At 47.5% G+C, this 26,812-nt stretch carries 24 protein-coding genes; 20 read left to right on the forward strand and 4 right to left on the reverse strand.

The window, feature by feature from the left end; translation table 11 throughout:
- Positions 1 to 462: 462 nt before the first annotated feature.
- Complete coding sequence (locus VV1_RS07355) at positions 463 to 975, reverse strand: aminoacyl-tRNA deacylase (protein WP_011079490.1); 513 nt, start codon at positions 973 to 975, stop codon at positions 463 to 465.
- On the reverse strand, positions 965 to 1,939 hold the full coding sequence (ygfZ, locus tag VV1_RS07360; protein ID WP_011079491.1) for a tRNA-modifying protein YgfZ: 975 nt from the start codon (positions 1,937 to 1,939) through the stop codon (positions 965 to 967). The genes VV1_RS07355 and ygfZ overlap by 11 nt, the downstream gene beginning before the upstream one ends.
- A gap of 196 nt (positions 1,940 to 2,135) precedes the next feature.
- Between ygfZ and VV1_RS07365 the strand changes: the two genes are divergently transcribed.
- Entirely contained in the window at positions 2,136 to 2,396 is a 261-nt protein-coding gene (locus VV1_RS07365) for an FAD assembly factor SdhE (RefSeq protein WP_011079492.1), read from the forward strand.
- The gene (locus tag VV1_RS07370) at positions 2,365 to 2,796 is read left to right on the forward strand and encodes a protein YgfX (protein ID WP_241750887.1); all 432 of its coding nucleotides are present in this window, start codon (positions 2,365 to 2,367) and stop codon (positions 2,794 to 2,796) included. The genes VV1_RS07365 and VV1_RS07370 overlap by 32 nt, the downstream gene beginning before the upstream one ends.
- A gap of 27 nt (positions 2,797 to 2,823) precedes the next feature.
- Here the strand turns inward: VV1_RS07370 and nadB are convergent, their stop codons facing one another.
- Positions 2,824 to 4,431 (reverse strand): L-aspartate oxidase, encoded by a 1,608-nt coding sequence (gene nadB, locus VV1_RS07375; RefSeq protein ID WP_011079493.1) that lies wholly within the window; start codon positions 4,429 to 4,431, stop codon positions 2,824 to 2,826.
- 350 nt (positions 4,432 to 4,781) lie between these two features.
- Here nadB and rpoE point away from each other — a divergent pair, with 350 nt between their 5' ends.
- The 14 genes from rpoE to VV1_RS07445 all read left to right on the forward strand — a co-directional run bounded on the left by rpoE (position 4,782) and on the right by VV1_RS07445 (position 17,187).
- The gene (rpoE, locus tag VV1_RS07380) at positions 4,782 to 5,360 is read left to right on the forward strand and encodes an RNA polymerase sigma factor RpoE (RefSeq protein WP_011079494.1); all 579 of its coding nucleotides are present in this window, start codon (positions 4,782 to 4,784) and stop codon (positions 5,358 to 5,360) included.
- 27 nt (positions 5,361 to 5,387) lie between these two features.
- A complete protein-coding gene (locus VV1_RS07385) occupies positions 5,388 to 6,008 on the forward strand; it encodes a sigma-E factor negative regulatory protein (RefSeq protein ID WP_011079495.1) in 621 nt (206 codons plus the stop codon).
- Positions 6,005 to 6,982, forward strand: a complete 978-nt coding sequence (rseB, locus tag VV1_RS07390; protein WP_011079496.1) for a sigma-E factor regulatory protein RseB — start codon at positions 6,005 to 6,007, stop codon at positions 6,980 to 6,982. The genes VV1_RS07385 and rseB overlap by 4 nt, the downstream gene beginning before the upstream one ends.
- The gene (locus VV1_RS07395) at positions 6,979 to 7,449 is read left to right on the forward strand and encodes a SoxR reducing system RseC family protein (protein ID WP_011079497.1); all 471 of its coding nucleotides are present in this window, start codon (positions 6,979 to 6,981) and stop codon (positions 7,447 to 7,449) included. Before rseB ends, VV1_RS07395 begins: the two co-directional genes overlap by 4 nt.
- A 113-nt stretch (positions 7,450 to 7,562) precedes the next feature.
- The gene (gene lepA / locus VV1_RS07400) at positions 7,563 to 9,356 is read left to right on the forward strand and encodes a translation elongation factor 4 (RefSeq protein ID WP_011079498.1); all 1,794 of its coding nucleotides are present in this window, start codon (positions 7,563 to 7,565) and stop codon (positions 9,354 to 9,356) included.
- Between the two features lie 106 nt (positions 9,357 to 9,462).
- A complete protein-coding gene (lepB, locus tag VV1_RS07405; protein ID WP_011079499.1) occupies positions 9,463 to 10,362 on the forward strand; it encodes a signal peptidase I in 900 nt (299 codons plus the stop codon).
- Positions 10,363 to 10,384: 22 nt separating this feature from the next.
- Positions 10,385 to 11,062, forward strand: a complete 678-nt coding sequence (rnc, locus tag VV1_RS07410) for a ribonuclease III (RefSeq protein WP_011079500.1) — start codon at positions 10,385 to 10,387, stop codon at positions 11,060 to 11,062.
- Positions 11,055 to 12,017 carry a GTPase Era gene (gene era / locus VV1_RS07415; RefSeq protein WP_011079501.1) on the forward strand — a complete coding sequence of 321 codons (963 nt, stop codon included), beginning with the start codon at positions 11,055 to 11,057 and terminating at the stop codon, positions 12,015 to 12,017. The genes rnc and era overlap by 8 nt, the downstream gene beginning before the upstream one ends.
- Positions 12,018 to 12,102: 85 nt before the next feature.
- Positions 12,103 to 12,834 (forward strand): DNA repair protein RecO, encoded by a 732-nt coding sequence (gene recO, locus VV1_RS07420; protein WP_011079502.1) that lies wholly within the window; start codon positions 12,103 to 12,105, stop codon positions 12,832 to 12,834.
- A complete protein-coding gene (gene pdxJ, locus VV1_RS07425) occupies positions 12,831 to 13,562 on the forward strand; it encodes a pyridoxine 5'-phosphate synthase (protein WP_011079503.1) in 732 nt (243 codons plus the stop codon). The genes recO and pdxJ overlap by 4 nt, the downstream gene beginning before the upstream one ends.
- Complete coding sequence (acpS, locus tag VV1_RS07430; protein ID WP_011079504.1) at positions 13,563 to 13,943, forward strand: holo-ACP synthase; 381 nt, start codon at positions 13,563 to 13,565, stop codon at positions 13,941 to 13,943.
- 291 nt (positions 13,944 to 14,234) lie between these two features.
- Entirely contained in the window at positions 14,235 to 15,515 is a 1,281-nt protein-coding gene (locus VV1_RS07435) for a hypothetical protein (protein WP_011079505.1), read from the forward strand.
- 12 nt (positions 15,516 to 15,527) lie between these two features.
- Positions 15,528 to 15,935 (forward strand): hypothetical protein, encoded by a 408-nt coding sequence (locus VV1_RS07440; RefSeq protein ID WP_026130621.1) that lies wholly within the window; start codon positions 15,528 to 15,530, stop codon positions 15,933 to 15,935.
- A complete protein-coding gene (locus tag VV1_RS07445) occupies positions 15,916 to 17,187 on the forward strand; it encodes a GGDEF domain-containing protein (protein WP_052298468.1) in 1,272 nt (423 codons plus the stop codon). The genes VV1_RS07440 and VV1_RS07445 overlap by 20 nt, the downstream gene beginning before the upstream one ends.
- A gap of 102 nt (positions 17,188 to 17,289) precedes the next feature.
- Here VV1_RS07445 and barA read toward each other — a convergent pair whose 3' ends face one another.
- Positions 17,290 to 20,076, reverse strand: coding sequence for a two-component sensor histidine kinase BarA (gene barA / locus VV1_RS07450; protein WP_011079508.1), 2,787 nt, complete (start codon positions 20,074 to 20,076; stop codon positions 17,290 to 17,292).
- 172 nt (positions 20,077 to 20,248) lie between these two features.
- Between barA and rlmD the strand changes: the two genes are divergently transcribed.
- From rlmD to pyrG, 4 genes are all read left to right on the forward strand, one after another.
- A complete protein-coding gene (rlmD, locus tag VV1_RS07455) occupies positions 20,249 to 21,565 on the forward strand; it encodes a 23S rRNA (uracil(1939)-C(5))-methyltransferase RlmD (RefSeq protein ID WP_011079509.1) in 1,317 nt (438 codons plus the stop codon).
- 95 nt (positions 21,566 to 21,660) lie between these two features.
- Positions 21,661 to 23,886: a GTP diphosphokinase gene (gene relA, locus VV1_RS07460; protein WP_011079510.1), complete on the forward strand. Its 2,226-nt coding sequence runs from the start codon at positions 21,661 to 21,663 to the stop codon at positions 23,884 to 23,886.
- A gap of 232 nt (positions 23,887 to 24,118) precedes the next feature.
- Positions 24,119 to 24,928, forward strand: a complete 810-nt coding sequence (mazG, locus tag VV1_RS07465) for a nucleoside triphosphate pyrophosphohydrolase (protein WP_011079511.1) — start codon at positions 24,119 to 24,121, stop codon at positions 24,926 to 24,928.
- 191 nt (positions 24,929 to 25,119) lie between these two features.
- Complete coding sequence (pyrG, locus tag VV1_RS07470; protein ID WP_011079512.1) at positions 25,120 to 26,757, forward strand: CTP synthase; 1,638 nt, start codon at positions 25,120 to 25,122, stop codon at positions 26,755 to 26,757.
- Positions 26,758 to 26,812 lie beyond the last annotated feature (55 nt).

The raw sequence follows: 26,812 nt of genomic DNA on the forward strand, positions 1-26,812 counted from the left end.
AATTTCCCCATAATTGCCCTCAATTTAGTGAGGTTAAGCTCAAAATGGTCATGCAAACGGAACCTTAATGTTATCTGTCTCTTTTCGAATCATGGTCACTCATGTTTTACGTGACGCATTAAGCAATAGTTTTGTTACAAGAATAAGAATAGTTGGTAATTATTTGTTACGCACTATGAGGTGGCTATTTATGGGGAAAAGATTCACTCGAATAGGTTGGAGCCTAAAAAAAAGCCCGCAACAGCGGGCGAATAGTCACAGATGCATTACACAAAAGTGGATTTCCTGACTAAGGTCAGTGGATTCACTTGGGTCAACTGAACGCTCATTGAGCGGTCAATCAACAAATTCAGGTTATCCTAAAATAATCGCCGTGACTATTTATGTTTTTAATGTGACTAAAAATTCTGTTGGGATTTTTCTGTTGATTTGAAGTTGATCACAAATTGTGGGCGCAATCGATTACTTTTGGTGGGTTGGGAATGTGCCTAGCTCACTAGAACGACAAATGTCAGCCCAGATGGGGGGGCTGAGTTGAGCTAGGCTTGTTAACGATAAAGCCACTCCTGCCATATTGTTTCCGCTGCTGATGGTGACCATCGACTCCGCTTGGAGTGCATGGTCAAAGACAATCGGCATAGGGGTTTTCAGTAACAGGGGAGTCACGGTGCCCAGTTGATATCCTGTAATTGCATAAATTTGCGAACTGTCAACACAGGTCATGCGCCGATAATCCATTAATGCTCTGACTTTTTTCGGATCAACAGCGCGATCGCCTGGTGCACACGCCAGTACATAGCGATCACTCATATCACGCAGCAAAATGCATTTGACCATTTGCGCAGGACGAATCCCCCGCTGTTTGGCTGCATCTTCGATGGTGGTTGCTGGTGTTTGATGAGGCAACAGACGATAGGGCACCTGTTGCTCATCAAGATAGCGGGTCAATGCTGTGGACAAATCACTATTCGTCATCGAGGGAATACGGTAGGGGCTCTCGTTGCCACAATTGCTCACTTTGACCTGCTAGGCGAAATTGCGTCTCGGGCTCCAGATCATTTGGTAGCACAAAGAGTCCGGTCGCGCGCCCATCATCAAAGTGATAACTCACCAACGCTTCACCAGCCGCGCGCCAGTTATCGCCCACACTGCGTTCCAAGCTGATCGTTGTCTCTGGTGCTGATGGTGCTATGGTGCCAGAGAGTCGATACAGAGCTCGCTTGTTGATGCCACGATATTTGGCTCGTGCAACGGTCTCTTGGCCTGTGTAGCAGCCCTTTTTAAAGCTGATGCCATTCACCGCCTGCAAATTTACCGCTTGAGGAATGTGCTCATTTTGGGCAAAAGCAGGGATGCGTGGAGCGACTTCTAGGATATCGTAAAGATCCCAAAGAGCGTGGTCACACAACGGCGCTGTCGCCAACATGGCAAGCACTTCATCTTGTTGGTTTGCATCTACGACCAATAACCAGCGCTGTGGTGAGATCTTTACCGCTGTCCCTTGGGCAAAGGTTACCACTGCCGCCTCTGCATTGTTGGTCAGTTTCGCGATGGCTTGTTCCGCTTGTACACCGCAAACGCCCAGCAAGATGGCATCGCTAACATTGATTTCAACCTTGGCAAAGACGGCGTATTTTTTGAGTTCACGCAACTCCACGTCAATGGCTGACTTATCTTGCAACATTGCGTAGCCGTCGGCGTAATGAAACAGACGGAAGACACTCCACAGCTTGCCTTTTGCATCGCAGTGGCCGCCCCAAGTCACTTGATCCGTTTCTAAAGAAACGACGTCGCAAGTCACCTGACCTTGAAGGTACGATTTTTTATCGTTACCTGTCATGGTAATCAGACCAAGATTATCTAATAAGCTGACGGCGAGCTCTGGTAACGCTTGTTGGCTGCCAAGTACGCATCGTTGGATTGGTTGAGTCGATTGCATGTTATTCGCTATCCATAAAGTCGATTTATTGAGGTATGTTAATCTGCAAGTGACCATTTGTCAGCAGAGGAAATGTAGGGGCTTCCCTTTGTTGAGATGCGATTGCTACTCAGTTTGTGACATATCTACTAGTGGCAAATCGGTAGCCTTGTTACACTCCGCGCTAAATTATAAATACTTTGGTGGGGAATAGCCGATGTACACTACAGAAGAAAAAGCACGTATCCGCTGGGCATGTCGCCGTGGCATGTTAGAGCTGGACGTGGTTGTTATGCCTTTTTTTGAAGAGTGTTTTGAGAAGCTCAGCGAACAAGAACAACGTGACTTCGTCTCTTTATTGGAGTGCGATGATCCCGATTTGTTTACTTGGGTGATGGGGCATGGACGAAGTGAGAATCTTGGTCATGCGTCAATGGTAGATAAAATTGTCGCACACAACCTCAGTAAGGTTCGTTAACCTTAATCTCAATGACTCTCGTGGCGCTCGGATGGTTGATGGCTTGATTGCTATCAGCATCATCTGGGCGTTACTTTTTTCTCCCTTTCCGCTTGTTGTCGTAGTCGCCCTGTTTTACCCCCTCTATCAATTTCAAACCATACATGGTTTCTGTTATCCCGCATGGCAAGGTGCGGTGTCTGTAAACGCTTCTGGGGCCATTAAATATCAACGGCAGGTTGAGCATATCCACTCATTGAGTTTGTTGTTTTATTGGTGGTTTGTTTCAATAAAGCTGGCCAATGGGCGGCGCTATTTGATTTGGCGAGATAGCTGTCAGGATTCGGATTATCGACAGTTGATGATTGTGCTAAAACAGTGGCAACAAAAAGGGGAACTGAATTCGTTCCCCAAGTCATAAAAAAAGATGAACAGTGATAAAAGTGGTTTACTCTTCTGGGCGCAAAATCGTCGGGCCACTGTTTTCAAGTTGCTCAGGGTAATCGAGTGTGTAGTGTAAACCGCGGCTCTCTTTCCTTTGCATCGCACAACGAACCATCAGCTCTGCGACTTGCAGTAAGTTACGCAGCTCCAATAAGTTATTGGATACGCGGAAGTTACTGTAGTATTCATGCGTCTCTTGTTGCAACATTTGAATGCGACGCAGTGCACGCTCAAGGCGCTTGTCAGTGCGTACAATACCCATGTAATCCCACATAAACAGTCGCAGCTCATGCCAGTTGTGTTGGATGATCACTTCTTCATCACTGCAGGTCACTTGGCTTTCGTCCCAGCTTGGTAAGCTGGACGCTAAGTCGACTTGTTTGTGTTTTTTCAAAATGTCTTTTGCTGCCGCCCATGCATAAACCACACACTCCAACAAGGAATTTGAAGCCATACGGTTTGCTCCGTGTAGGCCAGTGTAGCTCACTTCGCCGATGGCATAGAGATTGTGCAAATCTGTTTGCCCATTGGTATCGACCATCACACCGCCACAGGTGTAATGTGCGGCCGGAACGATGGGGATCGGCTCTTTGGTCATATCAATGCCCAAATCCATCAGACGTGAGTGGATCATTGGGAAGTGTTTGGTAATGAACTCAGCGGGTTTGTGGCTGATATCAAGGTACATGCAGTCAGCGCCAAGACGTTTCATTTCGAAGTCAATTGCTCGTGCCACGACATCACGAGGAGCCAGCTCTTCACGCGGGTCAAAATCGGGCATGAAGCGTGAACCATCCGGACGACGTAAATAGGCGCCTTCACCACGTAATGCTTCTGTCAGGAGGAAGTTGCGAGCTTCTGGGTGGTATAAACAGGTTGGGTGGAATTGGTTAAATTCCATATTGGCCACGCGACATCCTGCGCGCCAAGCAATCGCAATACCATCACCAGAAGAAACATCTGGGTTGGAGGTGTACTGATAAACTTTTGATGCGCCACCGGTCGCGAGCACGACAAACTTCGCCTTAACGGTTTCCACATGCTCTTGATTTCGGTTCCAGACGTACGCGCCGATCACTTTATTTTTATCGCCGCCAATTTTGTCTTCGGTGATCAAGTCGAGGGCATTATGACGCTCTAAAACATGAATATTAGGATGGTTGTGAGCATTGTCTTGCAGCGAGGTTTGCATCGCCATGCCTGTGGCATCGGCTGCGTGCAAAATACGGCGATGGCTATGGCCGCCTTCGCGGGTTAAGTGATAACGCGGTTCGTCATCAGAGTCGTCCTCTTCACGATCAAAGGGCACACCGCCATCAATTAACCATTGCACACACTCTTTGGCGTTTTCAGCGATGAACTTCACCGTTGCTTCTTCACAGATGCCGTCTCCGGCGATCAGAGTGTCTTGAACGTGTGACTCAATACTGTCTGATTCATCGAATACCGCAGCGATACCACCTTGAGCATAGTAGGTTGCTCCCTCGCTACGAGGTCCTTTACTTAACACGATAACTTTGCAGTGATTGGCGACGCGCAAGGCCAACGACAAGCCAGCAGCTCCGCTGCCCACCACTAACACATCACATTCATGTTCACGGTTTGCGTTCATAAAATTTTCAAAATCCCGGTCTAAAGTGAATGAGTTCACTTTGTATAAATCCGCACATCATGTGCTTCCAGTACACGCAAAAACGCCGATTTACATCGGCTAGAAAGGCAATCTGAGATTAATGCCATTGCTTTTCTCACTCCATCCCTCCAAAATCAGCGACAGAGAGTGTTTATTACATCACATTGCGCCTCAATAATTGACAAAAAATTTCACTTAAGTGGGAACTTTCTTGATTGGCGCGAGTCACAATAGTGCTCAAGTAAGCAGTGGTGTCAATACTACATTTTGCATAATTATTGCCCATATCTGAGATATGTGGAGCATAACGAATAGGAGTATCCGCTCGAATGAACGAGCAGTTGACCGATCAAGTATTGATTGAGCGAGTTCAGAGTGGCGATAAGCAAGCATTCAATCTTTTGGTGGTGAAGTACCAAAACAAAGTCTGCAATCTTATTTCCCGATACGTTAGTAATCCTGGTGATGTCCCTGATGTAGCGCAGGAGGCTTTTATTAAAGCTTACCGAGCTATTCCAAGTTTTCGTGGCGAAAGTGCCTTCTATACTTGGTTGTATCGCATCGCAGTGAATACGGCGAAAAACCACATTGTTGCCCAGAGCCGTAGGCCACCCGCCAGTGATGTGGATGCTGATGAAGCTGAATTATATGAGACAGGTAACGCTTTGAAAGAAATTTCGAACCCTGAGAACCTCACGTTGTCCAATGAGTTGAAGCAAGTGGTTTTTAGTGCGATCAATGCGTTACCAGAAGATTTAAAAACAGCAATGACTCTACGAGAGCTTGATGGCTTGAGCTATGAGGAAATTGCAGAAGTAATGGATTGCCCTGTAGGAACGGTACGTTCGCGTATCTTCCGTGCTCGTGAGGCGGTGGAAAAGAAAATTCAACCTCTTTTGCAACGCTAGTACCAGTAACAACAATGGTGAATTAGAATGGCTGACAAAGAAAAGCTTTCGGCGCTCATGGATGGCGAAATTGTCGATAAGGCTTTGATCAAAGAGATCGCTCAAGACGATGACGTTTTGGCCTCTTGGCGCAATTACCACTTAATCGGTGATGTTATGCGTGGTGAAGCACCACAACAGCCCGAGTGGAATATTGCTGAAAGTGTCGCACTAGCGTTGGAAAACGAACCCGCGCACAGTTTACATCAGCAAAAAGTCATTGAGCTTACTCAGATGCCTCCAGAGTCACAACCTTTGCCACAACAGGCAAGAAGGCAGTTACCAACGTGGTTGTCTCAGTTTGGCCAAGTCGCGGTTGCGGCGTGTGTGTCCCTTGCGGTCATCCTTGGCGTGCAACAATACGGTGGCAGTGATCCCGCGGCGCCTCAAGCGGATCAATTACCTGTGTTGCAGACAATTCCGTTTGCCGGCAGTGCTGAGCCAGTGAGTTTGACGCGTGAATCGGTCGAAAAATCGATGAGCGAATCGTCAATTCAAGAGCAGCGTAAACGCGTTCATGCTATGTTACGTGATTATGAGCTCCAGCTAAGATTAAATAGTGACTCATCTCATATTGCAGGTGAGCAATCTACATCGGAAATTGAATGAAGAAATTCCTGTTCAGTGTCTGTGCTCTGTTCAGTGTGATGACTCCCCAAGCCTTTGCCAGCGATAAGCCGGCGGAGGCTTTATTGCATCAAATGAGCGAAGCCAGTCAAAATTTGAGCTACGAGTTAGCTTATATTCTTATCAAGAAAAACAGCATAGAGCCTTTACTGTATCGTCATGCCAGTAAAGAAGCGCAGCAGTATGCGCATCTGATTTATCTTAGCGGCCCTGTGCGCGAAGTAATTAAACGTGGTCATGAAGTCAGCTATATAGAACCTGGTGTGGAGCCGTTTACCATTCAAGCCGGAGAAATGGTTGCCCCGGTCATGCCTATGTTAGGCAGTGACATTGATCAACTGCACAAGTTTTATGATTACGTGCAAGTCGGCCGAGCACGTGAAGCCGGCTCTCCTACGCAAGTGATCCGTATTGTGCCGAAAGATGGGTTACGTTATTCCTACGTGGTTTGGATTGATGAGCAGAGCAAGCTGCCTTTACGCGCCGACCTAGTGGATCGTGACGGTGAGGTGATTGAGCAGTATCGTGCCATTACATACACCGTGAATCAGAAAATTGCCGACCTAATGAGTGGTCTTGAAGATGTGCAGCTACCTGCTGTTCTGACTTTACCGAAAGGGGAAGTGGAGAAGAGTAACTGGCGTGTGTCATGGACTCCGGAAGGATTTGTTGCCAACGACCTAAGCCGTTATCGCTTGGCATTGACAGATCAAATGGTGGAAAGCCAGCTTTTCACTGATGGCTTGTTTAGTTTCTCTGTTTATGTCGCAGAGAAAGACGATCATTCGTTGAAAGGCCAATTGGTACGTCAAGGCCGCCGTACTTTGCATAGTGTGGTGGTGGGTGAGCATGAAATCTCTGTGGTGGGAGATATTCCGCCAGCCACTGCGCAGCGTATCGCTCAATCGGTCACCTTCACGGCTGAACTTAATCAGAATAAGGCAAAACCGCAATGATGACCGCACTCGCCACCGTCACCCAAGTGACACCGAATGACCATGGGTTTGAGGTGGCGTTGAGTTGTGAGCAGCAAACCAGTTGCAGCAGTTGTTCTTCACAAAAAAGCTGTGGAACAGGGGTTGTCAGTAAAGCGTTTGGTAACAAAAGTTTACTTTGGCATTTAGAGACTCAGCGACGACTTCACGTTGGTCAAGTGGTTGAAATAGGCATTCCAGAGCAAAGCCTTCTTCAATCGGCGATGTTGGTGTATCTGCTGCCTATCGTTGCGATGCTGCTGGGGGCTTTGTTTGGCCATCTGGTGCTTTCTCCATGGTTAGAGATGGGAGAGGGGGCGGTAGTACTGACCTCGATGCTTTTTGCGTTTATCGGCATCCTCTTAGCAAAAAAACTGGCTCAGCCGCTTGAGCAGAAAAGTGCTGCTCAGGTCGAGTTGATGAGAGTGTTTGGTGAACCTATCGCCTAAATTATGATGCGCCCAGAGTTGAAATTGGGTAGAATCTGCCAACTTAACTGAAATGCCGCCAATGAGCGGCGTTTCTATGTCCCAGAATAACAGAGTTTAGTCACCCCAAATCTATGAAGCACATTCGTAATTTTTCGATTATCGCCCATATTGACCACGGCAAATCGACCCTATCAGACCGTTTAATCCAAGTTTGTGGTGGATTGAGCGACCGTGAAATGGCAGAACAAGTTCTAGACTCCATGGAGTTAGAGCGTGAGCGTGGAATTACCATTAAAGCGCAGAGTGTGACCCTCGACTATAAAGCCCAAGATGGTGAAACTTACCAGCTTAACTTTATCGATACTCCGGGACACGTTGACTTTTCTTACGAAGTATCTCGCTCGCTGGCCGCGTGTGAAGGTGCTTTGTTGGTGGTGGATGCAGGTCAGGGCGTTGAAGCTCAAACGCTTGCAAACTGTTACACCGCAATTGAAATGGATTTGGAAGTTGTTCCAATCCTAAACAAGATTGACCTTCCTGCGGCAGAGCCTGAGCGTGTGGCGGAAGAGATTGAAGACATCGTTGGTATCGATGCGATTGATGCGGTTCGCTGTTCAGCCAAAACCGGTCTTGGCGTTGATGATGTGCTAGAGAAGATCGTTTCTGCGATCCCAGCACCAGAAGGCGATCCTGAAGCGCCACTGCAAGCACTGATCATTGACTCGTGGTTTGACAACTACCTTGGCGTTGTCTCTCTTGTGCGTATTAAACACGGCAAGCTGAAGAAAAACGACAAGATCAAAGTGATGAGTACGGGCCAAGTTTGGGGTGTAGACCGTTTAGGTATCTTCACACCAAAACAGATCGATACGACAGAGCTCAACACTGGCGAAGTAGGCTGGGTGGTTTGTGGTATTAAAGACATTCTTGGCGCACCTGTTGGTGATACGTTAACTCTGGCGAAAAATGGTGCAGAGAAAGCGCTGCCAGGTTTTAAGAAAGTGAAACCTCAGGTATACGCAGGTCTGTTCCCGGTTTCCTCTGACGATTATGAAGCGTTTCGCGATGCACTAGGCAAACTCAGCTTAAACGACGCGTCACTTTTCTATGAGCCAGAGAACTCGGCTGCACTCGGTTTTGGTTTCCGTTGTGGCTTCCTTGGTATGCTGCACATGGAGATCATTCAAGAGCGTTTAGAGCGTGAATACGATCTCGACCTGATCACTACTGCGCCAACGGTAGTTTACGAAGTGCTGACCACCAGCAAACAGACTATCTATGTTGATAGCCCTGCGAAATTGCCTGCGGTGAATGACGTGGCAGAAATTCGTGAGCCAATCGCACGTTGTAATATTCTTGTGCCAGCGGATTACCTAGGTAACGTGATTACCTTGTGTATTGAGAAGCGTGGTACTCAGGTAGACATGGTTTACCACGGCAACCAAGTCGCATTGACGTACGATATTCCGATGGCGGAAGTGGTACTGGATTTCTTCGACCGTTTGAAATCGACCTCGCGTGGTTATGCGTCGCTTGATTACGGATTCCAACGTTTTGAAGAGTCGAACATGGTGCGTGTAGACGTGTTGCTAAACGGCGATAAAGTCGATGCTTTGGCGATCATTACTCACAAAGATCAGTCTCAGACTCGTGGCCGTCAATTGGTTGAGAAAATGAAAGAATTCATTCCTCGCCAGATGTTCGACATCGCGATTCAAGCCGCAATTGGTAACCACATTATTGCGCGTTCTACTGTAAAACAGCTACGTAAAAACGTATTAGCGAAGTGTTACGGTGGTGACGTGAGCCGTAAGAAGAAACTACTGAAGAAGCAGAAAGAAGGTAAGAAACGCATGAAGCAAATCGGTAACGTTGAGCTACCGCAAGAAGCTTTCCTAGCGATTCTCCATGTAGGTAAAGATTAACAGTTTGAACTTACATCTTGCTTACCAGTCATAAGACGGTAGATATCCAAATAAGTGAAAGGGTTACGGCTCTTTCACTTTCGTATTTTTTAGATAAGGGAAGTCCATGGCGAATACATTCTCACTGATTTTGGTCATCGTCACGCTGATCACAGGTGTGGTTTGGTTGCTCGAAAAACTGGTTTGGGCCAAGAAACGCCAACAAAAAGTGGCGGAGATTGAAAGTCAAACGGTTAATGGGTTAGATGCACAAACTCTCGCAAAGGCGAAAATGCAGCCTTGGTGGGTGGAAAACAGTGTCTCTATCTTCCCGGTTATCGCCTTTGTTTTGGTGTTACGCTCGTTTATCTATGAACCGTTTCAGATCCCTTCAGGCTCAATGATGCCGACTCTGCTTGTGGGCGATTTTATTCTGGTAGAGAAATACGCTTATGGCTTGAAAGATCCGGTTTGGCGAACCCAGTTAGTGGAAACGGGTAAGCCAGAGCGTGGCGATATTGTTGTCTTCAAATACCCACCGTCACCTAACATCGACTACATCAAACGAGTGGTCGGTTTGCCTGGTGATACGGTACGTTATAACCGCCAAAAAGAAATCTGTATTCAGCCAAAAGGTGAGAGCGTCTGTCATATGGCGATCCGCAATAACGTTGTGGAAAGCGAATTTATTCAAGACGGCATCAACCTAACGCAAACAGATGAACAATTGGGCGAAGTAAAACACCAAATTTTGGTTAACCCACTGCGTCAAGACCGCGTAGAAGCGTATGCGCCTCGTGCTGGTGTGAGTGAATGGGTGGTACCACAAGGTCAGTATTTTGTGATGGGTGACAACCGTGACAACAGTGCTGATAGCCGTTACTGGGGCTTTGTACCAGAAGCTAACCTAGTAGGTAAGGCCGTGGCGATTTGGATCAGCTTCGAGTTTGATCGTGGTTCAGATAGCGTGCTGCCTTCTTGGATCCCTACTGGCGTGCGTTTTAACCGCATCGGCGGTATTCACTAACTTTGATGATTATCGGAAAAGTATGAATTCTCCAATTGAGAAACTAACCAGACAGCTCGGCTATCAATTTCAAGATGACGAGCTGCTCAATTTGGCGCTGACTCACCGCAGCGCCAACAGCAAACATAATGAACGTCTTGAATTTCTGGGCGATTCAATTTTAAGTTTTGTCATTGCTGATGAACTTTATCATCGTTTCCCGAAAGTAAATGAGGGAGACATGAGCCGCATGCGAGCGACGTTAGTGCGCGGTAATACATTGGCAGAGCTAGGCCGTGAATTCGGTTTGGGAGATTACTTAAAATTAGGTCCAGGCGAGCTGAAAAGTGGCGGTTTCCGTCGCGATTCGATTCTGGCTGATGCCGTTGAAGCCATTATCGGTGCCGTTTATCTAGATAGCGATCTAGAAGTGGTGCGCGGTATTGTACTCAATTGGTACACCTCTCGTTTGGAAGCCATCAAGCCTGGTGTTTCACAGAAAGATCCCAAGACACGTTTGCAAGAGTTCTTGCAAGGCAGAAGAAAACCGCTGCCTGTTTACACAGTGACTAATATTAAAGGTGAAGCACACAATCAGGAATTCACGGTTGAGTGTGATATCGCGGGTATGGATAAGCCCGTTGTCGGTAGAGGTACCAGCCGCCGCAAGGCAGAACAAGCGGCTGCGGAATTGGCTCTGGAGCAGTTAACCAATGGCTGATAATGAATTTGATATCGATGCGTTTTTCTCGACAGAGAAGAAAAGCACATCTTCTGAAAACCAGCATTGTGGTTTTATCGCCATTGTTGGTCGTCCTAATGTGGGCAAATCGACCCTACTGAACAAAATTCTTGGTCAGAAAATCTCGATTACTTCGCGCAAACCACAAACCACGCGTCACCGCATTATGGGCGTGGATACTGATGGCGATTACCAAGCGATTTACGTCGATACTCCGGGATTGCACATCGAAGAGAAACGCGCCATCAACCGTTTGATGAACCGCGCAGCCAACTCATCACTCAGTGATGTGAACTTGGTGTTTTTCTTGGTCGATGGGACCCATTGGACCAACGACGATGAAATGGTGCTCAATAAGCTGCAGAAAGCGAATTTCCCAGTCGTATTGTGTGTCAACAAAGTAGACAACGTACAAGATCGCAATGAAGTGATGCAGCACATGATGGAAATGTCGAAGAAAATGAACTTCGTCGATGTGGTGCCTATTTCTGCTAAACAGGGTAAAAACATCGATGTGCTGCGTAAGCACGTTCGTGACCACTTGCCAAAAGCAGTGCACCATTTCCCTGAAGAGTATGTGACGGACCGTTCGCAGCGCTTCATGGCGTCTGAAATCGTGCGTGAAAAACTGATGCGTTTTACCGGTGACGAACTGCCATACTCAGTGACGGTGGAGATCGAACGTTTTGACTACAACCCGGAAACTGATGGTTTCCACATCAACGCGTTAATTTTGGTTGAGCGTAGCGGCCAGAAGAAAATGGTGATTGGTAAAGGCGGTGAGAAAATCAAAACCATCGGACGAGAGGCTCGCCTCGATATGGAAGAACTGTTTGGTCGCAAGGTTTACCTAGAAACTTGGGTGAAAGTGAAATCAGGTTGGGCAGACGACGAACGTGCGTTGCGCTCATTGGGTTACATTGACGACCTCTAACTCGGTTAGCGAGAGTTATCGCTCCGATCGTATCTTGTTAAGGAGCCTAAGTGGCTCCTTATTTTTTGTGGAATAGAAGCACAGCATGAACGCGCCTGACGGTTTACAGCGATGTTTTGTTCTCCATCGTCGCCCTTATAGCGAATCCAGCCTGATCTTGGACATATTCAGCGAAGAGTTTGGTCGCATTACCTTAATGTCGAAAGGGGCACGCAGTAAGCGATCAAATTTAAAAGGGGCACTCCAACCGTTTACCCCCTTACTGCTGAAATGGTCTGGCAAAGGTGCAATGAAAACCTTACGCCAAGCTGAGCCGATCAGTTTAGGCCTGCCTCTGACGGGCATTAATCTCTATTCTGCATTGTACGTGAATGAGCTGATTGGACGCGTTCTAATGCAAGAAGTGTCGATGCCCGGACTGTTCCATGACTATCTATTTGCCTTAACGGAGCTTGCCCAAGCGGACAATCCTGAACCGGCTTTGCGCCGTTTTGAGCTCGCGTTGCTGGCTGCGATGGGCTACGGCGTGGATTTTTTGCATTGTGCTGGCACTGGCGAGCCGATTGATCCGCAAATGACTTATCGCTACCGAGAGCAAAAAGGGTTTATTGCGTCAGTGCGGCGTGACAACCTGACGTTTTTGGGCAATGAATTGATTGCCATCAGTGAGCGTCGCTTTCTCACGAAAGAGCAACTTCAAGCGGCAAAACGCTTTACACGAATAGCCTTAAAGCCGTATCTTGGCGGCAAACCTTTAAAAAGTCGGGAATTGTTTATACAGATGAGGATTCCCCGAACACGGAGTATGGAAAAATGAGTTCAATTTACCTGGGTGTTAACATCGACCACGTCGCCACTTTACGCAATGCCCGCGGTACTAAGTATCCTGATCCTGTCCATGCCGCAGAAGTGGCAGAGCGAGCGGGCGCGGATGGCATTACCATTCATTTACGCGAAGACCGTCGCCACATTACCGACCGTGACGTTCGTATTCTGCGTGAAACCCTGCAAACGCGTATGAATTTAGAAATGGCTGTCACAGATGAAATGATCGAGATTGCCCTCAAAACGCAACCTGAATATGTTTGCTTGGTACCTGAAAAGCGTGAAGAGCTCACCACCGAAGGCGGGTTAGATGTTGCTGGCCATTTAGACAAAATCAAAGCTGCGACGGAAAAATTAACCGCAGCGGGCATTAAAGTCTCCCTATTCATTGATGCAGATCGTGAACAAATTGATGCCGCCAAAGCGTGTGGCGCGCCTTTTATTGAGCTTCATACGGGTCATTACGCGGATGCCGCGACAGAAGCCGACCAATTGGATGAGCTGAAGAAGATTGCTGCAGGCGCAAGTTACGCAGCGGATTTGGGTATTACGGTGAACGCAGGTCATGGTTTGACTTACCACAACGTGGCACCAATTGCGGCATTGCCTGAGATTTACGAGCTGAACATCGGCCATGCGATCATTGGTCGTGCGGTATTTGATGGTCTCCATAAAGCGGTAGCGGACATGAAAGCCATCATGGTTGCGGCTCGTCAGTAAATGGCTATTGTTGGACTGGGTACCGACATTGCTGAAATCGAGCGAGTGGAAAAGGCACTTGCTCGCAGTGGTGTTGCGTTTGCAGAACGGATCCTCTCTGCGCAAGAAATGGAAACGTTTGTCAGCTTAAAACAGCAAGGGCGTTTTCTTGCTAAGCGTTTTGCGGCCAAAGAAGCTGCCTCTAAAGCGTTAGGAACAGGGATCGCTCACGGTGTCTCTTTCCAAGACTTCACCATCAAGAATGATGACAATGGTAAACCCTATCTGCAGCTTGCTGGTAGAGCGGCAGAACTGGCCCATCAAATGGGGGTTTGCCACACCCACCTTTCTCTTTCCGATGAGCGTCACTACGCTGTCGCAACGGTCATCTTCGAATCTTAATTAGAAGCGCTTTATCGATATTTCAGCGAGATAAGGCGCTTTTATAAACTTTTCATATTTGTCTGTCTTTTCACAAATTCCAAAAATACTCTTTTAGTTAGTGATCTTTGTTCCAAATGATCGTGTCGATTGTTGATTAAATTGCATATACTCTAGGGGTGTAGGGTTTTTAAATATAACAATCATAAATACAAGGTTGGCCAGTTTATCCTTTTTTATTCGCTAATTTTTAACTTGAATGGGTCGGTTTAAAAGCAGTATAGCGATGATTTCATTAAGAAAGGCGGTGCCATGTTGAGTGTTGCTTTTTGGCCTTTTAGGCTCTCTTTTCTCACCCTGCTGGGTCTTTTACTCAGCAGCTCATGTACCGCTTCAGCGAATGAAGTGGCGTTTTCAGGTTTCGGCTCTGTGGGTTATAGCTACGAAAATGAGCCCGATATCGGCTATTTGCGTAACATTTCTCAGCCGCCTGATGTTGAACGCAACGGCTCATTTCTTCCCGATTCAAATTTTGGTGTACAGGTTGATTGGGCGCTGAATTATCAATGGTCGCTCACTGCACAATGGGTGCTAGAAGATCGCGTTGAGCAAGATTTTAATAACGTCACCGAGCTGGCGTTTATTCGCTACTTACCCGATGCCAACTGGGATTTGCGCATCGGCCGTGTTGGCCTGAATGCCTATACCGCAGCAGACAGCCGACGGATTGACTACGCCCACCTCTGGGTTCGCCCACCTCAAGAGCTTTACGGCAGTATTTTTTATGACTCAATTGATGGTCTTGATGTTACGTATCGCTCTTCGATTAACGAGGTGAACTGGTCTGCCAGCTTGCAATATGGCGCCATTTCTCAGGTAATCGAAGATGAGCGAACAAAAGATCATTCAGAGGCCAGTTCAGATCATACGTTGGCCATCGCACTGACGTTTGATTACCACGAGTGGAGTGGACGTTTTTCTTTTGTTGATGTGGCGGATTTAACGGTCTCACTTGGTCCAAACAGCCAACAAGCACAACTGGGGATTGCCCAGTTAGCGCAAGCAGGATTGGGGGCGGCCAGTTTAGAGGCGGCTGAGATTTACGCCCAATCCAACATCAATGGAGAATCGGTAAAGTACTGGCAGGTCGGGCTTGGTTACTTTGATGGCGAGTGGCAGATGCAGTCCGAGCTTTTTTATGTGGCAGGTATGAAGCAAGCCATCCCGCAAGGTAGTGGTGGCTATCTGATGTTAGGGCGAAGCATTCATCGTTTTACGCCTTATGCAACCGTATCGTTTTTTGAGCCAGCAAGAGACATCGTTAAAGCACAAAGCGATTGGGGGCTCATCTCCCCTCAGTTAGGGCAATTTCAGCAACTCATCATTAGCGGCATCAATTCCACTTACATCGATCAGAATACCTATTCCTTAGGCATACGCTGGGATATTCACCCGCAAGTCGCGATCAAAGGGCAATTTGACTACATCCAGATTCACGATGTGGGATATGGCCTTTGGGCGGCTGACGGTCGTTCATCAACTCAAGGGCGCGACGTTCAGCTTTACACCCTTAGTGTGAACTTTATTTTTTAGGGGGAGATGAAGATGAGATATCTAATTTCCCTCCTAGCCAGTTTGGTGATGATGCCCGTTTACGGCGAAATTTTTGTGGTCGTTAGCCATGAGAGCGCCATTCATCAAATGAACGAAAGCGAAGTGGCGGATGTGTATTTAGGCCGAAAACGCTCTTTTGGCCGCGTGGACATTACGCAAGTTTTTGACCGCAGTGATGAGGTTCGAGCGCGCTTTTTTGGCAAAGTGGCCAATATGCGCACCAGTCAGATTAACGCGTATTGGGCTAAGCTTAAATTTTCAGGACGGATGCGAGCGCCTGATGTGATTGAAACCGACATTGAACTGGTTGAGCACTTGCTTGCCAACCCAAATGCCATTGGCTATATGCAAACTTCACCTCCTGAGGAGTTAAAGGTGGTTGCCACAATTTATGAATAACTTGCCGAGACATTCATTAGCGAATCGCCTGCTGAGATTTGTTTCGATATGCGCGATTGTCTATCTAGTGCTTTTGCTGGCGCTGATGATTCCGTTTGGCTTTAAAAATGCGAAGCAAGCGCATACGGAGTTAGAACAAAAATTGGTGTTGTCTCTCTCTAACTCGGCGGCCATCGCGTTGTATGTCAATAACCATGAGATTGCCGAAGAGGTGATTGACTCTTTGCTGCTGCATGATGAAATCAATGCTGTGCGTCTTGAAAGTTTAGAGGGCGTGACGTTTGACAAAATCAAACCGGGGCAGTTTGAAAAAGACATGTGGCTGCACGCGAATCAATACCCTTTACTCTCACCAGTGGATGCCAAACCATTGGGGATTCTGTATGTGCACGACAATCATTTGGTGATTCAACGTAAAACCCTCGACAAAGTGCTTTACCAGATTTTGTTTGTTTTGCTGCAGTTTTTGATGACGTTTGTGGTCATTGCGTTGGTGGTAAAACGCATCATCGGTAAGCCATTGAGGGCGCTATCGATTGCGGTGTCGCGTGCCACTCCAGGACAGGTGAAAACCGTTGAAGTGGATGATATCAATCGCAACAACGAAATCGGTTTGGTGGCCAGTAGCATCAACACCTTTATTGAAAACTCGCATCAGGCACTGATCCGAGAGAAAGAGCTACGCTCTCAGATTGAACGTTGGGAAATCTACTACCGTGGTATGGCGGAGCAAGACACCTTAACTGGTCTCAAAAACCGTTTGGGCTGTGAAAAACACTTTTCACACATGAAACACAGTGAGGCTTATTTATCACTGTTACTCATTGATTTAGATGGTTTTAAAGCAGTCAATGACAGCCATGGGCATGCAGTGGGTGATGCCGTGTTATCCACCATCGCGAATCGTTACCTTCATCTGACCCAAGAGCATTTTAATCAAAGTGTCGTTGGGCGGATTGGTGGGGATGAGTTTGTCATTTACTTGCCACATCGTGATGGGCCAGAAAAAATGGAAGCCTTTTTGTTGGCGTTTGCTGAGCAGTTAATTGAGTCGAGCAATACGCCGATTGAAGTGAAACAACTGCAAGTACATGTCGGTTGCAGTATCGGCATTGCGACGGCAACGGCCGCAAAAGCCGATATGGAGAAGTTGCTGCTTCAAGCTGATAATGCAATGTACCTTGCCAAACAGGATGGAAAAAACACTGCGCGTTTTTTTCGCCGACCGGTTAGCCAGTCGGTAGGTAACTGATCCGTTCAATGGGTTGTCGTAGGGCCGTGAAGAGACTGTTTGTTGAGAAAGAAAATTGTTGAGAAAGAAAACCGCCGTGACGGCGGTTTTCTTTTAATGGCATTAGGCGAGATACAACTGCGCGGTGGTGGATACCTTGAGCATCTCATCTTGCAGTTCAAACAGTTCAGGCTCGACATCCATCAGATCGGCATCGCTGCGCAGGGATTGCTCAATGGTGGCACAGAGCGCCTTTAAGCGTGGTACACCACAGTAAGAGCTGCTGCCATGCAGCTTATGGATGACATGAATCAGTTCGTCACGCGGGTAGTCTTCCTGCTCTAACGCGAGCTCGACAACACTCTCTACTTCCGGAATGAATTCCACCAACATTCTCAGCATATCTTTTGCCAAATCTTCCTTGTTAGCAGATTGCTTCAGTGCTGCTTGCCAATCGATGATGATGTCGCTGCTGCGTGCGATGTTCTGCTGCACACTGCTCTCTTCGGTCGCAATATAGCTTGGTGAGATCTTTTCAACTTGGCTATCGCAGGTGTTGGGATTCCAGTGGATCAGCACTTGCTGCAAAATATGCTCTTCGATGGGCTTGGTGAGGTAATCATCCATGCCTGCCTTGAGTAGGCGGTCACGCTCACCGCTCATGGCGTGTGCCGTTACCGCGATCACTGGCGTGTTGGCATTGAGTTCGGTTTGTTTGATCAACTTACAAGCCGTCACTCCATCCATCTTCGGCATCTGAATATCCATAAAGATCAGATCGAACTGGCGGCTGGTAGCAATATCGACCGCGTCTTGGCCTGAACTGCAAGAGGTGACCGAAACCACGCGTTCTGCAAGGAGCGCGGTGATCAGTTTGAGGTTGGCTGGGTTGTCATCTACGGCCAGTACCGACAGGGAAGAGCGCTCTGCTTGTGCGTTTTCAGGCGCCGGAAGCAAAGGTTGTAAGGTTTGTTTTGCCGCGAGGCTTTGCAGCAGTTTTCTTCGACCTAGCGGCTTGGTTAAACATTGAATGCCAAAACGTTCGGTCAATTGATCCGCCAGAGCTAACTCGGTGCTAGGGATGGCCAGAATGGTGTTGGCAGAGATGTGCAGTGCTCGGCTTAACCAGTTTTCAATGGTTTCCAATTCGTACACTTGGTTTACCGCCAAACTCAGCAGAACAAAATCGTAGCCTTTGGCATTGTCTGGTAAGAGCGAGCGGTAGGTGACATTGATGCCTTCTTGCGTTAAGACTTGCTGGGTGACCGCCGCCGCTTGCATGTTTGGCTCAACCAACAGCAGTTCTTTGCCTTGCAGATATTCGGCTTCTATCGAATCGCTCATTGGCATTTGCGTGGAGTGCAGACGCAAGGTGAACCAGAAGGTTGAACCTTGGTGAAGTCGGCTGGTAAGGCTGATCTCACCGCCCATTTGACTGACCAGTTTCTGGGTGATAACCAACCCAAGGCCGGTGCCACCGTAGCGGCGAGAAATACTGGCGTCGGCTTGACTAAAGGCTTGGAAAAGCTGCGCTTGTTGCCGCTCAGAAATACCGATACCCGTATCTTTCACCATAAATTGCAGGTCAATACTGTCGCCCGATTGAGCTCGCATTTCCACACTGACATCGATGTTGCCACGTTCGGTAAACTTGATTGAGTTACCCACTAGGTTGGTCAGTACCTGCTGAATACGCAATGGATCGCCCACCACGCCTTCTGGGATACGCGGATCAATCTTCAACGTGATCTCTAACCCTTTTTCGTGCGCGCTAGTGGCTTGAAGGCTGATAACCTCTTCTAGGCTTTCACGGAAATCAAATGGAATGTTTTCCAGTGCTAGCTTGCCAGCTTCCAGTTTCGAGAAGTCCAAAATATCGTTGATGATATTGAGCAGGTTGTTGGCCGACTTTTCAATGGTCTGTAGATAGTCGGTTTGGCTGTTAGTCAGCTGCGTTTTGAGCATCTGACGAGTAAAGCCGATCACGCCGTTGAGTGGTGTACGCAGCTCATGCGACATATTGGCGAGGAACTCGGATTTGACTCGTGCCGCTTCTTGGGCGCGTTTTTTGGCGATATCCAGTTCAACGTTTTGAATCTCAAGCTGCTCGAGTGTTTCTCGTAAGTCGGAGGTGGCTTGGTCAATGCTGTGCTGCATCTCAACGTGATATTCCGACAACGAAATCGCCATCGCGTTGATACCGTTTTTCAACGAATCCAATTCCCCGTGCATTTTGCCTTCAATTCGCACATCCAATTGACCACGGCGAATACGGTCGACGACGTTTTTCATGTGCGTAATCGGCTGGGTAACATCCTGCATTAGGCGCGAAGCAAACACGCTCGCTAAGCCCAAACCAAGGATTAACACTAGGAAAGCGGAGAAGACTTCTTGGTACTGTTGTAGGCGCAGTGAAGAGAGGTCTAACTCAACGGCAATGTAACCAATGGCTCGGGTGGCTTCGCCTGGCTCGGCCAAATCACTCAAATAGTGGCCTTCCGATAGTACAGGAACACGCAAAATCATGGTGTCGCTGCGGATTTCCGCATTGCCCAAAAGAGGGATCGGTTGGTCTTTCGGGTAGGTTAACGACTCAAAATTAGGGTGAAAGTTAGAGGTAACGAACAGTTCGTGTTTGCTATCAAAGACGGCAATACTGCGCACCAAATTGGAATTTTTGCGGTGAGCATAGCTGACTAAGCGTCTCACGGCCTCTCGACTTTCAGAAAGCAGATGAGGCTCGCTGGCGATGGCGATCGGTTCAATAATGCTATTGCCCGTGGTGATCACCTGACGTTCCAGATCTTGATAGCGATTGAAAGAGAAAAAACTACTGAGCAACAACCCGATGATCAAGGTTGGCGCTAGGGTGAGCGTAATTACACGTGCTCGTAAGCCATATCTGGTCATGTTATCTAATTACATCAAGGTCTGGATATGGGAAAATAGGCGCCACTAATATGTCAGTGACCCAGCCGGATAGTCGCTAAGCATAATCACAACCGCTCACAGGCACAACGATTGCGCAGCAGAATAGTGAAGCGGTAAAACAAATTTGAGTAAATCATTCAGGTAATTGAGCATGGCACGTTTTTTCCAACCGAAAAAGAAACTTCAACCCGAAAGCAAACATCAGCAGGTGTTGGTGGAAAAACTCGACCATCAAGGGGCGGGGATTGCCTATCTCAACAAAAAGCCACTTTTTATTGATGGCACTTTACCGGGGGAAGAGGTGGTGACGCAGCTGACGGAGAGTAAAAGTAAGTTTGCGCGCGGTAAACTGATCAAATTGCTCAAACCAGCGGCGGAACGTGTTGAACCATTCTGTTCTCATTTTAATCAGTGTGGTGGTTGCGACATGCAGCACATGGATTACCAAGCTCAACTGGCTTATAAGCAGCGCACTCTGCTGCAACTGATGAAGAAATTTTCCGGCAGTGAGATCCTTTTATCACCACCAGTAACGGGGCTTGAGAAGGCGTATCGTCGTCGTGCGCGCGTCAGCCTGATGTGGGACAAAAAATCGCGCCAGTTGCAGTTTGGATTCCGCCGTAAACAGAGCAAGCAAATCGAAAACGTTACTCAGTGCCCGGTATTAGTGGCTGAGCTTGAGTGTTTGTTGCCAGAACTGAAAGCGATCTTGAGCCATTTCCAACATCCTGAACACTTAGGCCATGTTGAACTGGTTGCGGCAGATAACGGTGCGGTCATCACGCTTCGACATACAGGCCCATTGTTGGATGAAGACGTGGCTAAGCTACGTCAATGTGCAGAACAACATCAAGCCACGCTGTACCTTATGCCCGCAAGCGATCAGCTCGAGCGTATTTCTGGCGAAGCGCCGTACTACCAAGAAATTGGCTTTAAAGTGCCATTTGAGCCAAACAACTTTATTCAGGTGAACCAAAAGGTAAACCAACAGATGGTGGTTCAAGCGCTTGAGTGGTTAGACCCGCAAAGCAGCGACCGTGTGTTAGATCTCTTCTGTGGTCTAGGAAATTTTAGCTTGCCGATCGCCAGTAAAGCTAAGTCGGTGACTGGGGTGGAAGGGGTGGACGAAATGGTGCAAAAAGCAGCAATCAACGCCTCTTTGAACCAAATCAATAACGCGCAATTTTTCCACGCTAATCTGGAGCAGGATTTTGTTGGGCAGCCTTGGGCGAGCGAGAAGTTTGATAAGATTTTACTCGATCCTGCAAGGGCTGGCGCAAGCGGTATCATCGAGCAGGTTTCCGCACTCGGTGCGAAAAGAGTGGTTTATGTTTCGTGTAATCCTGCTACCCTTGCAAGGGATAGCCAAAGCCTGTTGGAGCAAGGTTATCGCTTAACCAAATTAGGTATGTTGGACATGTTCCCTTATACCAGTCACCTTGAATCGATGGCGTTGTTTGAAAAATAAACCACATGGTGAGAAAGCCATCGTTTGATTGGGACAAAACGAACTAACTGGGATGCTGTTAGTCGAAACTGAAAAAGCAATATTAGGATAATAAGATGGTTGCGGTAAGAAGCGCACATTTGAATCAAAACGAACAGTTTGAGCTGGAAAGCTGGGTGGCAAGCCTGAAACAAGACGCGGGCGTCTCCAAGCGCCTTATTGAAGTTTATCGCCACTGTCAGACCATTCTGCAAGGTCATGAACACGCCGAACTTCTGTTGTGGCGAGGGCGAGAAATGATTGAAATTCTCGTCACCTTATCCATGGATAAGGCCACCTTGGTTGCCGCGCAACTGTTCCCATTAGTCTCAAGTGGTGCTTTTGCACGCGAGCCATTAGAAGAGCACTACAGTAAAGAGATCATCAAGCTGATTGATGGTGTGGATGAAATGGCGGCGATTGGTCAGCTAAACATTACTCTTGAAGGCAGTGCGGCTTCGGCGCAAGTCGACAATGTGCGTCGCATGCTGCTGGCGATGGTGGATGACTTCCGCTGCGTGGTCATCAAATTGGCTGAGCGTATCTGCAATCTGATTGAAGTGAAAAAAGCGCCAGATGAAGTGCGCCGCGCCGCAGCCAAAGAGTGTGCCAATATCTATGCACCACTGGCCAACCGTTTAGGCATTGGTCAGTTAAAGTGGGAAATCGAAGATTACGCTTTTCGCTATCAACAGCCAGATACCTACAAGCAAATTGCTAAGCAGTTATCTGAGCGTCGTATTGTGCGCGAACAATACATCAAAGACTTTGTTGATGACCTTTCTGAAGAAATGAAAGAGTGTGGCATTAACGCCGAAGTCAGTGGCCGTCCTAAACATATCTATAGTATTTGGCGCAAAATGCAGAAGAAGAGCTTAGCGTTTGATGAGCTGTTTGACGTGCGTGCGGTGCGGATCATTGCCGATAAACTGCAAGATTGTTATGCCGCATTAGGCGTGGTGCACACCAAATATAAACATCTGCCAAGTGAGTTCGACGACTATGTCGCCAACCCAAAACCGAATGGTTACCAGTCGATTCATACCGTGGTGCTCGGCCCAGAAGGCAAAACCATCGAGATTCAAATCCGCACCAAGCAGATGCATGAAGATTCGGAACTCGGGGTAGCCGCGCACTGGAAATACAAAGAAGGCAGCAGCAGCGGCCGCAGTGGTTACGATGAGAAAATCACCTGGCTACGTAAACTGCTGGATTGGCAAGAAGAGATGTCAGATTCTGGCGAAATGCTTGACGAGCTGCGCAGCCAAGTATTTGATGACCGCGTGTACGCCTTTACCCCGCGTGGTGATGTCGTCGATTTGCCAATGGGCGCAACGCCGCTCGATTTTGCCTACCATATTCACTCAGAGGTGGGGCATCGCTGTATCGGCGCCAAGGTGGCAGGGCGCATCGTCCCATTCACCCACAAACTCAATATGGGCGATCAAGTTGAAATCATCACCCAGAAAGAGCCGAACCCTTCCCGCGATTGGTTAAACCCGTCATTGGGGTTTGTGACTTCAGGTCGTGCTCGGGCGAAAATCAACGCTTGGTTCCGCAAACAAAGCCGTGAGAAAAACCTCGAAGCTGGCCGTGAGATCCTTGAAAACGAACTGGCGAAAATTGGTGCAACGCTAAAAGATGCAGAGCAGTACGCCGTAAAACGTTTTAACGTGAAGTCAGCCGATGAGTTGTACGTGGGTGTTGGCAGTGGTGATTTGCGTATTAACCAAATCTTGAACCATATTAATGCGTTAGTGAACAAACCAACGGCTGAAGAAGAAGATCGTCAAGCACTCGAAAGACTGCAAGAAGCGGGCAATAAAGCCGCAGGTAGCCCAACTCGTCCACGCAAAGATGCCGTGGTTGTGCAAGGGGTAGATAACCTGATGTCTCACTTAGCCCGCTGCTGTCAACCAATACCGGGTGATGAGATCTGTGGTTACATCACGCAAGGTCGAGGCATTTCAGTACACCGAGCCGATTGTGAACAGCTTGAAGAACTGCGCCACCACGCCCCAGAACGTATCATAGATACCGTTTGGGGAAGTGATGTTGTCGGCTCGTACATGTTAACCGTGCGCGTCGAGGCGATGGAGCGAAGTGGTTTGCTAAAAGACATCACCACCATGCTGGCGAATGAGAAAATCAAAGTCATCAGCATGAAGAGTCGACTTGATTACCGCACCCATCTCAATGTGATGGATTTCGAACTCGAAGTGACCAACATTGAAGTACTGACTCGCATCATGAAGCGTGTTGAGCAGATCAAGGATGTGATGTTGGTAAAACGCCTCGGCTAATTTTTACGTTGTACTTGCTGTTTTTACTGCGTTAACTTCGCTTTCTCGCTCAATCACATGGTGAACCATGCTCAGGAGCCTCGAAAGCTTGTTGCCTTGTCAAAACAACAATTACTTAGTGAAAGGCGAGTATTGATAAAAATCCACGCAGTGTTGTAAGCGAAGTAATTTAAGGTGAGTGGTTTTGACTACTCACCTTTTTCTTTAGATAGAAAGGGTTAAGGAACAGAAAATGAGTCATCCAATTGAACAATTAGAACAAATCATGGCGAAGCTGCGTGACCCGCACAGTGGCTGTCCTTGGGATTTAAAGCAGAGCTTCGACACCATTGTTCCTCACACTATCGAAGAAACGTACGAAGTGGTGGATGCGATTCATAATCGCGATTGGCTTAATTTGCAGGAAGAGTTGGGCGATCTGTTGTTCCAGGTGATTTTCTACAGCCAATTAGCAAAAGAGCAGGGGTTGTTTGATTTTTCCGCCGTGGTAGAAACCGTGAACGAAAAACTGACACGCCGTCATCCCCATGTGTTCGGCCAAGTCGAATTTGAGACAGAAGCACAAATAAAAGCCAATTGGGAAGCAGAAAAGGCCAAAGAGAAAGCACAAATAGGCAAAAATGAGCAAAGTATTCTAGACTCAATACCAAACTCTCTACCTGCGTTAATGCGTGCTACAAAGATCCAGAAAAAATGCGCTCATTATGGTTTTGATTGGGATTCACTCGGGCCTGTGGTCGACAAAGTCAAAGAAGAAATTGAGGAAGTGGTGGAAGAGGCGCTTCAAGTCGATGTCGATGATGAAAAAGTGGAGCTTGAGCTGGGGGATCTGCTGTTTGCCACCGTCAACTTAGCGCGTCATTTGCAGGTCAATCCAGAAGCGGCATTGAGCAAGGCTAATCTCAAGTTTTCTAATCGATTCAAACAAGTAGAGCAAGGTGTACACGCAAAAGGTAAGAAGCTTGAAGAGTGCGATTTAGCAGAGTTGGATGCCATTTGGGATCAAGTGAAGCGCGCGGAACGCAGTCAAGCTGCCGAGTAGAAATTTGAGACACATTTGACTCAACTATTTTTTATTCAACTCGATTGGTGTTTATCCACTTTGATTTGAAGCAAAAAATAAAAAATTGGCGTGTGATAGATTTCACGTTGTGGCGGTTAGGGTCTTCTGGTATATTTTCGTCCCGTCCAGAAGAAATCCGTTTCCCTCATTCAACCAATTTCAGGTTAAACATGACGACAAATTACATTTTTGTTACTGGCGGGGTTGTATCCTCTCTAGGTAAAGGTATTGCAGCAGCATCTCTTGCAGCGATTTTAGAAGCTCGTGGTCTTAAAGTGACTATGATGAAGCTTGACCCTTACATCAACGTTGATCCAGGCACAATGAGCCCAACTCAACATGGTGAAGTGTTCGTTACAGAAGATGGCGCCGAAACAGACCTAGACCTTGGTCACTACGAGCGTTTCATCCGCACTAAGATGACTAAGCGCAACAACTTCACTGCAGGTCGTGTTTACTCAGACGTTCTCGCGAAAGAGCGTCGCGGTGACTACCTAGGTGCAACTATCCAAGTTATCCCTCATATCACAAACGATATCAAAGACCGCGTGATCAATGGTTCTCAAGGCCACGACGTTGCGATCGTTGAAGTGGGTGGTACTGTTGGTGATATCGAATCTCTACCATTTATGGAAGCGATTCGTCAGCTAGCCGTTGAAATCGGCCGTGAACGCGCTATGTTCATGCACCTAACACTTGTTCCTTACCTTGCAGCTGCAGGCGAAGTGAAAACAAAACCGACTCAGCACTCTGTTAAAGAGCTGCTATCAATCGGTATCCAACCAGATATCCTAGTTTGCCGCTCAGATCGCATGATCCCAGCGAACGAGCGTAAGAAGATTGCGCTATTCTGTAACGTTCCTGAGAAAGCGGTAATTTCCATGAAGGACGTAGACTCTATCTACAAGATCCCTCAACTGATCAAATCTCAAGGTCTTGATGATCTCGTTTGTGCACGTTTTGGCATTAATGCGCCAGAAGCGGATCTGTCTGAATGGGAACAGGTGATTTACGAAGAAGCGAACCCAACTGGTGAAGTTACTATCGGTATGGTGGGTAAATACATCGAACTACCTGATGCGTATAAATCAGTAAACGAAGCGCTTAAACATGCAGGTTTGAAAAATCGCTTGAGCGTTAACATTAAATATGTAGACTCTCAGGACGTAGAAACCAAAGGCGTTGAAGTTCTGCAAGGGCTTGACGCAATCCTTGTACCTGGTGGCTTTGGCGACCGTGGTATCGAAGGCAAGATTCTTGCAGCGAAATACGCTCGTGAGAACAAGGTTCCTTACCTAGGTATTTGCTTAGGTATGCAAGTGGCACTGATTGAATACGCGCGCAACGTTGCGGGTATGGAAGGTGCACATTCAACAGAATTTAACAAAGACACCAAGTACCCTGTGGTAGGTTTGATCACGGAATGGGTAGATAGTGAAGGTAACGTTGAAGAACGTACTGAATCGTCAAATCTTGGTGGTACGATGCGTCTAGGTTCGCAGCTATGTCACCTAGCGAAAGGCACTAAAGCTCGTGAGCTATACGGTAGCGATACGATCCATGAACGTCACCGCCACCGTTACGAAGTGAACAATAATCTTCGTCCACAAATTGAAAAAGCAGGCCTAAAAGTATCCGGTCTGTCTGCGGACAAGAAACTGGTTGAGATGATCGAAAACCCGAACCACCCATGGTTTGTGGCTGCTCAGTTCCACCCAGAGTTCACTTCTACGCCACGTGACGGTCACCCACTGTTCTCTGGCTTTATTAAAGCAGCGGGTGAAAACGCGCGCGGCGAACTGAAGTAAAAGGATACGGGCGGTTGCAAAGGTTGTGCTGCCGCCCTTTAAATTTGACATTTAT

It is taken from the genome of Vibrio vulnificus CMCP6 (assembly GCF_000039765.1).
GTDB classification, from domain to species: domain Bacteria; phylum Pseudomonadota; class Gammaproteobacteria; order Enterobacterales; family Vibrionaceae; genus Vibrio; species Vibrio vulnificus_B.

Coding starts and splice junctions, on each gene's coding strand:
- acpS (WP_011079504.1), top strand. CDS start 13,563: ATGGCTATTGTTGGACTGGGTACCGACATTGCTGAAATCGAGCGAGTG.
- barA (WP_011079508.1), bottom strand. CDS start 20,076: ATGACCAGATATGGCTTACGAGCACGTGTAATTACGCTCACCCTAGCG.
- era (WP_011079501.1), top strand. CDS start 11,055: ATGGCTGATAATGAATTTGATATCGATGCGTTTTTCTCGACAGAGAAG.
- VV1_RS07365 (WP_011079492.1), top strand. CDS start 2,136: ATGTACACTACAGAAGAAAAAGCACGTATCCGCTGGGCATGTCGCCGT.
- recO (WP_011079502.1), top strand. CDS start 12,103: ATGAACGCGCCTGACGGTTTACAGCGATGTTTTGTTCTCCATCGTCGC.
- lepB (WP_011079499.1), top strand. CDS start 9,463: ATGGCGAATACATTCTCACTGATTTTGGTCATCGTCACGCTGATCACA.
- rnc (WP_011079500.1), top strand. CDS start 10,385: ATGAATTCTCCAATTGAGAAACTAACCAGACAGCTCGGCTATCAATTT.
- VV1_RS07355 (WP_011079490.1), bottom strand. CDS start 975: ATGACGAATAGTGATTTGTCCACAGCATTGACCCGCTATCTTGATGAG.
- pdxJ (WP_011079503.1), top strand. CDS start 12,831: ATGAGTTCAATTTACCTGGGTGTTAACATCGACCACGTCGCCACTTTA.
- lepA (WP_011079498.1), top strand. CDS start 7,563: ATGAAGCACATTCGTAATTTTTCGATTATCGCCCATATTGACCACGGC.
- rseB (WP_011079496.1), top strand. CDS start 6,005: ATGAAGAAATTCCTGTTCAGTGTCTGTGCTCTGTTCAGTGTGATGACT.
- rpoE (WP_011079494.1), top strand. CDS start 4,782: ATGAACGAGCAGTTGACCGATCAAGTATTGATTGAGCGAGTTCAGAGT.
- VV1_RS07395 (WP_011079497.1), top strand. CDS start 6,979: ATGATGACCGCACTCGCCACCGTCACCCAAGTGACACCGAATGACCAT.
- VV1_RS07435 (WP_011079505.1), top strand. CDS start 14,235: ATGTTGAGTGTTGCTTTTTGGCCTTTTAGGCTCTCTTTTCTCACCCTG.
- VV1_RS07385 (WP_011079495.1), top strand. CDS start 5,388: ATGGCTGACAAAGAAAAGCTTTCGGCGCTCATGGATGGCGAAATTGTC.
- mazG (WP_011079511.1), top strand. CDS start 24,119: ATGAGTCATCCAATTGAACAATTAGAACAAATCATGGCGAAGCTGCGT.
- ygfZ (WP_011079491.1), bottom strand. CDS start 1,939: ATGCAATCGACTCAACCAATCCAACGATGCGTACTTGGCAGCCAACAA.
- pyrG (WP_011079512.1), top strand. CDS start 25,120: ATGACGACAAATTACATTTTTGTTACTGGCGGGGTTGTATCCTCTCTA.
- VV1_RS07440 (WP_026130621.1), top strand. CDS start 15,528: ATGAGATATCTAATTTCCCTCCTAGCCAGTTTGGTGATGATGCCCGTT.
- nadB (WP_011079493.1), bottom strand. CDS start 4,431: ATGAACGCAAACCGTGAACATGAATGTGATGTGTTAGTGGTGGGCAGC.
- rlmD (WP_011079509.1), top strand. CDS start 20,249: ATGGCACGTTTTTTCCAACCGAAAAAGAAACTTCAACCCGAAAGCAAA.
- relA (WP_011079510.1), top strand. CDS start 21,661: ATGGTTGCGGTAAGAAGCGCACATTTGAATCAAAACGAACAGTTTGAG.